This window comes from Amycolatopsis sp. NPDC051371, assembly GCF_040682155.1.
Taxonomy (GTDB): domain Bacteria; phylum Actinomycetota; class Actinomycetes; order Mycobacteriales; family Pseudonocardiaceae; genus Amycolatopsis.
In genome coordinates, this window is the sequence record NZ_JBFBAG010000001.1 from 97,474 (window position 1) to 107,870 (window position 10,397).

General features: G+C 71.5%; 9 protein-coding genes. 2 read left to right on the forward strand and 7 right to left on the reverse strand.

The genetic code is table 11. From position 1 onward, the window contains the following. Positions 1-24: 24 nt before the first annotated feature. The 6 genes from AB0M59_RS00455 to AB0M59_RS00480 are packed head-to-tail and all read right to left on the reverse strand — an operon-like array spanning position 25 to position 4,603. Positions 25-924 (reverse strand): hypothetical protein, encoded by a 900-nt coding sequence (locus AB0M59_RS00455; RefSeq protein ID WP_364606143.1) that lies wholly within the window; start codon positions 922-924, stop codon positions 25-27. Then, positions 921-1,313, reverse strand: a complete 393-nt coding sequence (locus tag AB0M59_RS00460) for a Zn-ribbon domain-containing OB-fold protein (RefSeq protein WP_364606146.1) — start codon at positions 1,311-1,313, stop codon at positions 921-923. Before AB0M59_RS00460 ends, AB0M59_RS00455 begins: the two co-directional genes overlap by 4 nt. Beyond that, positions 1,310-2,467, reverse strand: coding sequence for a thiolase domain-containing protein (locus tag AB0M59_RS00465; RefSeq protein ID WP_364606149.1), 1,158 nt, complete (start codon positions 2,465-2,467; stop codon positions 1,310-1,312). Before AB0M59_RS00465 ends, AB0M59_RS00460 begins: the two co-directional genes overlap by 4 nt. Then, positions 2,464-3,114, reverse strand: coding sequence for a 3-oxoacid CoA-transferase subunit B (locus tag AB0M59_RS00470; protein ID WP_364606152.1), 651 nt, complete (start codon positions 3,112-3,114; stop codon positions 2,464-2,466). Before AB0M59_RS00470 ends, AB0M59_RS00465 begins: the two co-directional genes overlap by 4 nt. Then, the gene (locus AB0M59_RS00475) at positions 3,114-3,833 is read right to left on the reverse strand and encodes a 3-oxoacid CoA-transferase subunit A (protein ID WP_364606155.1); all 720 of its coding nucleotides are present in this window, start codon (positions 3,831-3,833) and stop codon (positions 3,114-3,116) included. Before AB0M59_RS00475 ends, AB0M59_RS00470 begins: the two co-directional genes overlap by 1 nt. Continuing rightward, the gene (locus AB0M59_RS00480; protein ID WP_364606157.1) at positions 3,830-4,603 is read right to left on the reverse strand and encodes an aldolase/citrate lyase family protein; all 774 of its coding nucleotides are present in this window, start codon (positions 4,601-4,603) and stop codon (positions 3,830-3,832) included. The genes AB0M59_RS00475 and AB0M59_RS00480 overlap by 4 nt, the downstream gene beginning before the upstream one ends. A 336-nt stretch (positions 4,604-4,939) precedes the next feature. Between AB0M59_RS00480 and AB0M59_RS00485 the strand changes: the two genes are divergently transcribed. Both AB0M59_RS00485 and AB0M59_RS00490 read left to right on the forward strand, forming a co-directional pair. Beyond that, a complete protein-coding gene (locus AB0M59_RS00485; protein WP_364606160.1) occupies positions 4,940-7,963 on the forward strand; it encodes a DEAD/DEAH box helicase in 3,024 nt (1,007 codons plus the stop codon). Continuing rightward, entirely contained in the window at positions 7,956-8,687 is a 732-nt protein-coding gene (locus AB0M59_RS00490; protein ID WP_364606163.1) for a hypothetical protein, read from the forward strand. Before AB0M59_RS00485 ends, AB0M59_RS00490 begins: the two co-directional genes overlap by 8 nt. Positions 8,688-8,702: 15 nt before the next feature. Here AB0M59_RS00490 and AB0M59_RS00495 read toward each other — a convergent pair whose 3' ends face one another. Continuing rightward, entirely contained in the window at positions 8,703-10,289 is a 1,587-nt protein-coding gene (locus AB0M59_RS00495; RefSeq protein ID WP_364606166.1) for an AMP-binding protein, read from the reverse strand. Positions 10,290-10,397: the final 108 nt, after the last annotated feature.

Here is a 10,397-nt window from a genome sequence, read left to right on the forward strand (position 1 = left end):
TCCCTTCGACGCTGAAGGTGGAGCTCAGGCGGGTGGCGCGGGGTAGTCGCCGGCGTTGAGGACCCAGCCGGGCCGGGCCGAGAAGTCGTGACGCGGTCCGGAGAAGATGTCGATCAGGTGGTTGACGCCGGAGCCGATGGCCTGCGAGGTGTGCACCGTCGGCGGCGGGATGACGGTCGCCGAAGGGCTGCCGACGCGGGCGTGGTCTTCGGGCCGCCAGTCGTCGGCGTCGGTGCCCCACGGCGTCTGGATGTGGTGCACGTAGGTGCCGGCGACGATCAGGCTGCACTGCTCGAAGTCGTCGTGGAAGTGCGGTGACAGCTTGTGCGGGTTCCGCGGCCCCTGGTTCGGCTTGAGGAAGTTGACCATGAACGCGCGGGTGCGGAAGATGTGGCCGAAGCGCTTCGGGTCGTCGGGGACGTCGGCCATCCGGTAGGTCCGCCACCGGTGGCCCCCGACCGGTTCCGGCCACAGCTCCAGCGGCGCGACCTGCGGGTGCGGGTGGGCGTAGCTGTCCGCATTGGACGCTTTGGCCGCCCACTCGAGTTCGTCGGACTGGATCAGCTGCGTGAGCTGCCCGCTGCCGGTGCTGACGATCTCGGCCTCGCCGGGCGGGACGACGACGAGCGCCGGGCCGGTGACCGCGTGCGGTCCGGCCGAGATCCCGCTGCTCTCGTCGATCACCAGGACGACCTGTTCGGACCGCAGGTCGCCGGACCAGATGACGTCGCCGGGCACGGGTTCGGTGTGGACGAGCACGAAGTTCTGGCCCCGCACGATCCACTGCCGGCTCCCCGCGGGCGTGACGACGTCCGGTGCGGTGACGGAGAAGTCGAGGAACTCGGGCGCGGCGACCGCTCCGGCGGGGCGCGCCGCGGTGCTCGTGGTCAGGGCGGAGCGGAGGTCGTCCTTGGCGTAGGTCATGAGCTCTCCTTCACGTCGGGGTCGCGCTCGAACGTCAGCCGCACCTGGCCTTCGTCGTCGAGACCGTGGGTGAGCCGTACGGGCATGCCGATGTGCGTCGTCCCGTCCACCCGGGACAGCACGCGGGGGCCTTCGGCCAGCTCGACGTAGGCGATGACGAAGGGGTCCGCCCCGGCGTACTTGCCCTGGCCGCGCCGGTTGACGGTGCAGGAGTGGACGGTGCCGGACCCGGACAGCGCTTCCCATTCGAGGCTTTCCGACATGCAGTGCGGGCAGCGCGCCCGCGGGTACCAGACCAGCGCGCCGCAGGCGGTGCACCGGGGGAGGTCGAGCCGCCCCGCGGACAGCGCTTCCCGGAAGCGGTCGAGCACCGGGTCTTCGGGGGTCATGCGTCCTCCGTTCCGAGCAGCAGGGTGGCGGCGGCGGTGCGGAAGCCGAGGCTGCCGCCGTGGGCCTGGACGAGCCCGATCCGGGCGCCGGGCACCTGGATCTCCGGCGTGGCCTCGCCGCGCAGCTGGCGGACCGCCTCGACGGTGCGGACCATGCCGCCGCGGAAGTCCGGGTGGTTGTTGCACAGGCCGCCGCCGTCGGTGTTGTACGGCAGCCGTCCGTCCGGGCCTTGCAGCGTGCCGTCGGTGACGAAGGTGCCGCCTTTGCCCTTCTCACAGAAGCCGAGGTCCTCCAGGCTCATCAGCACTGTGATCGTGAAGGAGTCGTAGATCGAGACGTAGTCGACGTCGCGCGGGGTCAGGCCCGCCTCGGCGAACGCCCGCGGGCCGGAGAGCGCGGCGCCGGTGTAGGTGAGGTCGATCCCGCCGGCCGCGCTGTGCTTGACGGCCTCGCCGTGGCCGAGGATCTTCACCGTGCGGCCGGGCAGCGAGCGGGCGACGTCCTCGGCGACGATCACCAGCGCGGCGCCGCCGTCGGTGGTGATGCAGCAGTCCAGCCGGTGCAGGGGGTCGGAGATCAGCGGCGACTCGACGACGTCGGCGATCGTGACCGGCTTGCGCAGCACGGCGTTCGGGTTGAACTGCGCGTGGTGCGCGGCGGCGACCTTGACTTCGGCGAGCTGTTCGGACGTGGTGCCGTACTCGTGCATGTGCCGCTGCGCCGCCAGCGCGTACCCCGCGGGAACGGTGACGCCGTACGCCGACTCGTACGGGTGGTCCGGGCCGCGTTCGCCGCCGCCGGACCGGGTGCCCGACAACGGCAGCCCGGCCATCGCGAGCAACGCCACCCGGCACTTGCCCGCCGCCACCGCGGCCACGGCGTGCCCGGCGTGCATGACGTAGGACGCGCCGCCGCCCTCGGTGACGTCTACATAGGACAGATTGTCGAGTCCGAGGTAGTCGGCCATCGCGATCGAGCCGAGCCCGGGGACTTCCGAACAGAAGAAGCCGTCCACATCGGACAAGCTCAGCCCGGCGTCGGCGAGCGCGCCGTAGGCGACCTCGGCGAGCACCTGCGGCACGGTCTTGCCGGGGATCTTGCGCTGCGGGTGCTCGAAGGCTCCGGCGATGCGCGCGGTCACCTGCCTGGTCATGCGGCTTCTCCTCGGTTCCAGAGGTCGACGGTGTAGGTGGCTTCGGTCAGGGGGGCGATCTGTTCGGGCCGGACGCCGGGGGCGCACTCGCGCAGGGTCAGCACGCCGCCGGTGAACTCGAACACGGCCAGATCGGTGTAGACGCGGTCGACCACGCCCACGCCGGTGAGCGGGAACGTGCATTCCTTGCGCAGTTTGGCGTTCCCCCGCTTGTCGACGTGGTTCATCATGACCCAGACGCGGCGGGCGCCGACCGCGAGATCCATCGCGCCACCCACGCCCGGGTTGCCGCCGGGGACCACCCAGTTCGCCAGGTCGCCGTTCTCGCCGACCTGCAGCGCGCCGAGGACGCACAGGTCGAGCCGCCCGCCCCGGGCGATGGCGAAGGACAGCGACGAGTCGAACGCCGCCGCGCCCGCCAGCAACGTGACCGGGTTCTTGCCGGCGTCGGTGATGTCCGGGTCCGGCTCGCCCTCCGGTGGCGGCCCGACGCCGAGCAGGCCGTGTTCGCAGTGGTAGAGGATCTCCTTGCCGGGTGTGGGTTGTCCCGGCAGCAGCAGGGGAGCGCCGATGCCGACGTTGACGCACCAGCCGTCCTCGAGGTCGTCGGCCACGCGCCGGGCGAGTTCCGTTCTGAGCAGGCTCATCAGGCTGCCTCCGGTTCGGTGCGCACCAGGTGGTCCACGAACGGGCCCGGCAGGTGGATGTCGTCGGGCGGCAGGGATCCGGTGCGCTCGACGTGGTCGGCCTGCACGACGGTCGTCCGCGCGGCCATCGCGGCCAGCGGGTTGAAGTTGCGGGCGCCGAGGCGGAACCGGAGGTTGCCGTAGCGGTCCGCCCGGTCGGCCTTCACCAGCGCGAAGTCCGGGCGCAGTGGTGATTCGAGCACGTAGGTCCGGCCGTCGATCACGCGTTGTTCCTTCGCGGGAAGCGTTTTCTCCGATGCGCCGTGCCGCATGACGAAACCGCCGTCGGCGAGGATGGTGCCCGCGGCGGTGGGCGTGTAGAAGCCGCCGAGGCCCGAGCCGCCCGCGCGCAGGCGTTCGGCCAGCGTCCCCTGCGGCACGAGTTCGATTTCGACCTCGCCGGCGAAGTAGCGCCGGAAGAAGGCGGGGTTCACCGGGAAGGAGCAGGAGAACTTCTTCACCCGGTTCTCGGCGAGCAGCCGTCCGATGCCGCGCTCGCCGGGCAGCCCCTGGCCGCCGTTGTTGGCGATGATGTGCAGCTCGCCGACGTCACGCTCGCAGAGCGCGTCGATCAGGTCGACCGGGACCCCGGTGCGGCCGAAGCCGCCGATGACGATCGACGCTCCACTGAGGACGGTCTCGAGGGCCGCGGCGGCGCCGTCCCGGATCTTGTCGATCACGAGGTGCTCCCCAGCGCTTCGCGGGCCTGGGTGACGGTGCGCCGGGCGGCGCCGGAGAGCATGCCGGTGTCGTTGCCGACGAGCAGGAACCGGCACCCCTGCCCGGCGCGCAGCCGGAGCTGGTCCTCGCCCTGGACCACGGTCCCGACCGGAACGCCGGCGCGGACCGCGGCCTCGATCGACCGCGTCACGGCGTCGTGCACCTCGGGGGAGCCCGGGGGAACGCCCAGGCTGAGCGAGAGGTCACCCGGCCCGACGAACACGGCGTCGAGCCCGGGGGCGGCGAGGATGCCTTCGACGTCCTCGACCGCTTCCCGCTCCTCGATCATCGCGATGCGCGCGACATCCTCCTGACCTGCGCGAACGTACTCCGCGACACCGCCGTCGAGACCGCCCCACACGCTGGCGCGGGCGGCGTAGCCCATGCCGCGGGTGCCGGCGGGCGGGAACAGGAACTGCCGCATGACGGACTCGGCCTGCGCGGCGTTCGAGACGTGGGGCACGAGGACGCCGGCCGCGCCCGCATCGAGGTAGCGCTGGGCGTCGCCGTAGCCGTGGTCGGTGATCCGCACCAGCGGTGCGACACCGATCCGGGAGTACACGACGATCAGCGAGTACACGTCGCGGACCGAAAGCAGGGCGTGTTCGGTGTCGATCACGACGAAGTCGAACCCCGCGGCGCCGATGATCTCGGCGACCTCCAGCGCGGGGATCTTGACGAACGTGCCGAGCACGGGCGGGCCGGACGACTTCAGCAACTGCTGGAACATGCGCGATCTCCGTCGATGAGTTCGGCTCCGAGCGAGTTCGTTATACGAACAGCTTGTTCGCGATGTAGCATCGCACGCATGCCTCGGCCGGGCAAGAGGCGATCTCACGGGCACGTCGACCGCGCCCGGGTCGCGGGCGCCGGACTGTCCACAGTGCACTGGGCGCCGCGGCGCGCGGCGCCGCCGGGGAGGTCATCCCCCACCACGGCGAGGTCCCCGGCGGGCGGACCGGCGTCTCGGTGAGCTTGACCTGGGGACTTGAACCCCGGCTCCCTCACTGCCGGTGCCGTGCGACGATCTGTGGGGAACCCCGATCGGACGAAGGAGCCTCAGACCTTGCCCTTGGTGCACGCTCTGTGGTCCCCGGGCCGGGGTCTGCTGCTCTGGGCGGAGCACGATCGAGGCCCCGCCGGCACGTCGATTCGGTCGGCGCAGATCGCGGTTCCGCATCCCTTCGCGGTCTCCAGCGCGAAGCTGACCGCTCTGCATCCCGGCAAGCCGACCTCGGCGACGGTGCTGCTGCCGTCGCGGGCGAACCGGCCGCTCGCTGCCTCCGAGTTCGCGGCGGGGGGAAAACGGCGTGGCTCGGCGCTGTCGCTGCGGCCGTGGTCGGTGCCGGCGCTGATCGTGGACGCGACCGAGCTGGACGACCTCGACGACGCGGCCTCGTACGGCTCTTCGGTCACCTACCTACGGGCGGTGGCGCGCCTGGCCGCGGATCTGGTGGGGCGTGGGCGGGTGCTGCCGACGCTGGTCCGCCAGGGTGATGCGGCGGAGGCCCGGTGGCGCCCGGTGCTGCAGGGCGTGGACTTCGTCGCGTTCGACGCACTGGTCGCCGCCATGCCGCCGGTCGGGCGGGCCGAGCAGGTCGCGCCGCTCACCGGGGCCTCGCCGCGCGCGCTCGTCACCGATGCCCTGCACACCCTGGTCGACGCGGCGGTCCGGGACCGGCTGGCGCGCGCGGATCCGCCCGTCGACCTGCGCGGGGGCCGGGGCGCGGCCGGGGTGTGGTTGTCCGCGCTGCAGGGCGGCGCTCCCCGCGTCGAGCTGCCGCTGGGTGAGCTCGGTGCCCTGGCCGACGCCGTCGCGAAGTGGGACGAGGTCGCCGACACCGACATCGTCGACGGCCGGGCGTGTTTCCGGCTGGCCGAAGTCGGCACTCTGCGTCAGCCGGCCGCGGACGATCCCGACGACCAGACCGGCGACGGCACCAAGTGGCAGCTGCAGTTCCTCCTGCGGGCGACGGCCGATCCGAGCTTGCTGCTGTCGGCGGGGCAGATCTGGTCGGGCGAGGCGAACGGGCTGGTCAGGGATCCGAAGGGGCTGTTCGTCGCCGAACTGGGCCGGGCCGCGCTGGTGGAACCGATGCTGGCTCCCGCCCTGCGCAGGACTCAGCCGTCCGAGTACGACCTGACCGTCGAGGAAGCCGAACAATTCCTCACCTCGGGCGCGAATCGGCTGATCGAGGCCGGGTTCGAAGTGCAGCTTCCGGCCACCTGGGACGGCCGGCGCCGGCTCGGGCTCCGGCTCTCCGTCCGCAGCACGCCCTCCGAGCAGGTCGTCGCCCGCAACCGGGTGGGCCGCGACGAGCTGGCCGCGTTCCGCTGGTCGGTCGCGGTGGGCGACGACGAAATCGGCCAAGAAGCGCTGGCCAGGCTCGTCGCGGCGAAGACTCCGCTGGTGCGGCTGCGGGGCCGGTGGATCAGCGTCGACGCCGACCGGCTCCGCGCCGGTCTCGAGTTCCTGCGCCGCGACCCGCACCGGCAGACCCAGGGCCCCACCGCGGCCGAGCTGCTGGAGCTCGTCCACCTCGCGCGGGAGACGCCGCTCCCGGTCACCGTCGTCCGCGCCGACGGCTGGGTCGGCGACGTCCTGGCCGGGCGGGTCCACCAGGCACTGCGGCCGGTCGGGTTGCCGCCGTCGTTCCGGGCCACGCTGCGCCCCTACCAGCAGCGGGGGGTCGACTGGCTGGCGTTCATGTCGGCGCTGGGGCTCGGTGCGTGCCTGGCCGACGACATGGGCCTCGGCAAGACCGTTCAGACGCTGGCGCTCGAGGCCGTCGAGCGGGCCGAGGACGATCGCCGGCCGACGTTGGTGCTGTGCCCGATGTCGCTGGTCGGCATGTGGCAGCGGGAGGCGGCGAACTTCGCCCCCAGTCTGCGTGTCCACGCCCACCACGCCAGCGCCCGCGCGCACGGGGACGCGCTCGCCGAGCAGGTCGCCGCGGCCGACCTCGTCGTCACGACCTACGCCACCGCCGCCCGTGACGCCGGCGAACTCGAGGGGTTCGCCTGGCGACGTCTGGTGCTCGACGAAGCGCACGCCATCAAGAACGCCGACACCGCGACGGCCAAGGCGGTGCGGCGGTTCACGGCCGGGCACCGGCTCGCGCTGACCGGCACCCCGGTGGAGAACCGGCTGGCGGACCTGTGGTCGGTGCTGGACCTGCTCAACCCCGGGCTGCTCGGCACCAGGTTCGAATTCCGGCGGCGGTTCGCGGTCCCGATCGAGCGCCGGGGCGACACCGCCGCGGCTGCCGAGCTGCGCCGGCTCACGCAGCCGTACCTGCTGCGCCGGGTGAAGACGGACCCCGTGATCGTCCCCGAGCTCCCCGAAAAGATCGAAATCACGCAGGAGTACCGGCTCACCCGCGAACAGGGCACGTTGTACAGCGCGATCGTCGACGAGATGATGAAGAAGATCGAGAACAGCCAGGGCATCAAGCGCCGCGGCAACATCCTCGCCGCGATCACGAAACTCAAGCAGGTCTGCAACCACCCCGCGCACCTGCTGCACGACGGCTCCCCGATCGGGCACCGCTCCGGCAAGGTCACCCGCCTCGAAGAGATCCTGACGGAAATCCTGGCGTCGGGTGATCGGGTGTTGTGCTTCACGCAGTACACCGAATTCGGCCACCTGCTCGTGCCCCACCTGTCGGACCGGCTCGGCACCGAAGTCGCGTTTTTGCACGGTGGCTTGGCAAAGGGGTCGCGAGACGCGATCGTGGAACGCTTCCAAGCCGGCGACGGGCCGCGGATCCTCTTGCTCTCGCTCAAAGCAGGCGGCTCCGGGCTCACGCTGACCGCCGCCAACCAGGTCCTGCACCTGGACCGCTGGTGGAACCCGGCCGTCGAGAACCAAGCCACCGACCGGGCGTTCCGGATCGGGCAGGGCCGGAACGTCCAGGTCCGGAAGTTCGTCTGCCCGGGCACCATCGAGGAACGCATCGACACCCTGATCACCAAGAAACGCGCGCTCGCCGGAATGGTCGTCGGCGAGGGCGAAGGTTGGCTCACCGAACTGTCCACGGACGCGCTGCGCGGGGTGCTCACCCTGGGGGAGGAGGCGATCGATGACTGAGCCACTCCCGTGGTGGGCGACCCGGTTCATCCGGGCGTTGACGGCGATCGGCGTCCTCCTGCCCGCGCCCGGGCAGGGGCGCGTCGCGTCCTTGGCGGTCGGTGCCGGGCGCGTCGACGCCGAGGTGCAGGACAGCCGCGTTCACCAGGTGCGAATCGGGCTGACGGCGTTCGGGAAAACGGACTGGGCGGCGATCACCCACGCCCTCGCCGCGAAGGCGTCGGCCACGGTCCTGCTGCTCAGCGGCGAGCTGCCCCGTGACGTCGAGCAGATCTTCAAAGCGGTCCGGCTGCCCTTGTTCCCGTCGTCGGCGCGGGAGGTGTCACTGGACTGCACCTGCCCGGACGTCGAGGTGCCGTGCGGCCACCTGAACGCCGTGTTCTCCGCGCTCGTGGCGCGGGTCGTCGACGATCCGTTCACCATTCTCGCGTTGCGGGGCCGGAGCCGCGAAACGCTGCTGGAAGAGCTGAAGAACCGGCTCATCTCCGCCGAGCCGCTCGATCCTGACGACACGTCCCCGGCCCTGACCGAAGTCATGGACACCTTCTTCGACTGCGGTCCGGCCCCGGGCCTGGCCGGCGCGGCGCCGTTGCAGGGACCGCGAACGTCCTTCGACGCGCTGCTGGACCACGCCCCGCCGTTCGCGATCACGGTGGCCGGCGAAGACGTCGCCGAGCTGCTCCGGCCGGTGTACCGGGCACTCGCCGGAGAGCACGGCAGTTAGCACTCGGTTGCCGGTCTACAGCCCGGATTGCTCGCGGAGAACGTGCTTCCGGATCTTCCCGGAACCGGTCATCGGGAATTCGGTGACGAAACGCCAGATCCGGGGTGTCTTGTGCGGCGCGAGGTTCTCGCGCACGTGGGCGAAGAGTTCCGCTTCACCGACGGTTTCGCCCGGCACGAGCCGGATGAAGGCCGCGACCTGTTCTCCCCACACCGGGTCGGGGACCCCGACGACCGCGACCTCGTGCACGACCGGATGGTCGAGCAGGACGTTTTCGATCTCCCGGGGGTAGATGTTCTCGCCGCCGCGGATGATCATTTCCTTGACCCGGCCCTCGATGCGGAGGTATCCGTGGTCGTCCATGGTGGCGAGGTCACCGGTGTGCAGCCAGCCCGCCGGGTCGATGGCCTCGGCCGTCTGGTCGGGCCGGTCGAAGTAGCCGCTCATCACGTGGTAGCCGCGGGTGCACACTTCGCCGATCTCGCCGCGGGCACGCACGTCGCCGGTGGCGGGATCGGTGATCTTGACCGCGCAGCCGGGCAACGGCCTTCCGAGCGTTTCCGCCCGGGTTTCGGGACTGTCGTCGAGCCGGGTCATGGTGATTCCGGGTGAGGCCTCGGTCTGCGCGTAGATGATGCTCATCGGCACACCGACCGCGGACTCGACGCGCCGGACCAGCTCGGGCGGGACCGTCGCGCCGCCGGCGAGGGCGTAGCGCACCGATGAGAGGTCGGTCGCGGCGAACCGCGGGTGGCTCAGCAAGGCCAGCAGCATGGTGGGGACACCGCCGAACACCACGCCCCGTTCGGCTTCGATCAGCTCGAGCTGCAGCCCGGGGTCGAACCACGGCAGCAGGACCTGGGTGCCCAGCGACGCGATCGGCGCCAGGGTGGCCAGCACGCAGCCGGCGGTGTGGAAGAGCGGCATCGGGTTGACGAAAGCTTCGCCGGCCCGCATCTCCAGTGTCCGCGCGTAGGACAACCACGCGTTGTTGGTGATGCCGCGGTGGTGCAGGACCGCGCCTTTGGGGGTGCCGGTGGTGCCGGAGGTGTATTGGATCTGCGCCGGGTCGTCCGGGCTCACCTCCGGGAGCGCCTCGGTGGGGGAGCCGGACTCGCGAAACGCCTGCCAGTCCTCGAACAGCACCGCCTCCCGCAGGTGCGGGAGGCCGGGACGCACCCGGGCGAGCGTCTCCGCCATCGGGTTGCCGCGGTACTCCGGCACCAGGAAGATCCCGGCCGCCCGCGACTGGCTCAGGACGTGCCGGACCTCCTCTTCACGCAGGGCGGGATTCACCGTGACCAGGGTCGTACCGGCGAGTGCGGCCCCCATCTCCAGCACCACCCACTCGGGAATGTTGTTGGCCCACACCGCCACCCGCTCGCCCGGCTGGAACCGGCCGAGCAGCGCCCGAGCCGTTTGTTCGGCTTCCGCCAACAGGTCCGAGTACGTCCAGCGGCGTCGCGCCCGCGGGTCGGGAACGCCTTCGACCAGCGCGGGCGCGGAGGGGGCTCGCTCGGCGGCGTCGCGGAGGAGGGAACCGATGGTCAGCTCGCGTACCGAGCCCGCGTCCACCGCGGGTGCGTAGGCCAGGTCCGACATGGAAGCCTCTCCTCGGATCGGTGGACGCGGCCGTGACCGGTCGCCACAGGCCAGGCTGTGGTGAGTCGTCGTTGATCTCGCAACGGTTACAGCCCGGCCGCAGGTGAC

What these genes read in the sequence shown, in the direction of transcription:
- AB0M59_RS00455 (WP_364606143.1), bottom strand. Translation starts at nt 924, where the DNA reads ATGACCTACGCCAAGGACGACCTCCGCTCCGCCCTGACCACGAGCACC.
- AB0M59_RS00460 (WP_364606146.1), bottom strand. Translation starts at nt 1,313, where the DNA reads ATGACCCCCGAAGACCCGGTGCTCGACCGCTTCCGGGAAGCGCTGTCC.
- AB0M59_RS00465 (WP_364606149.1), bottom strand. Translation starts at nt 2,467, where the DNA reads ATGACCAGGCAGGTGACCGCGCGCATCGCCGGAGCCTTCGAGCACCCG.
- AB0M59_RS00470 (WP_364606152.1), bottom strand. Translation starts at nt 3,114, where the DNA reads ATGAGCCTGCTCAGAACGGAACTCGCCCGGCGCGTGGCCGACGACCTC.
- AB0M59_RS00480 (WP_364606157.1), bottom strand. Translation starts at nt 4,603, where the DNA reads ATGTTCCAGCAGTTGCTGAAGTCGTCCGGCCCGCCCGTGCTCGGCACG.
- AB0M59_RS00490 (WP_364606163.1), top strand. Translation starts at nt 7,956, where the DNA reads ATGACTGAGCCACTCCCGTGGTGGGCGACCCGGTTCATCCGGGCGTTG.
- AB0M59_RS00495 (WP_364606166.1), bottom strand. Translation starts at nt 10,289, where the DNA reads ATGTCGGACCTGGCCTACGCACCCGCGGTGGACGCGGGCTCGGTACGC.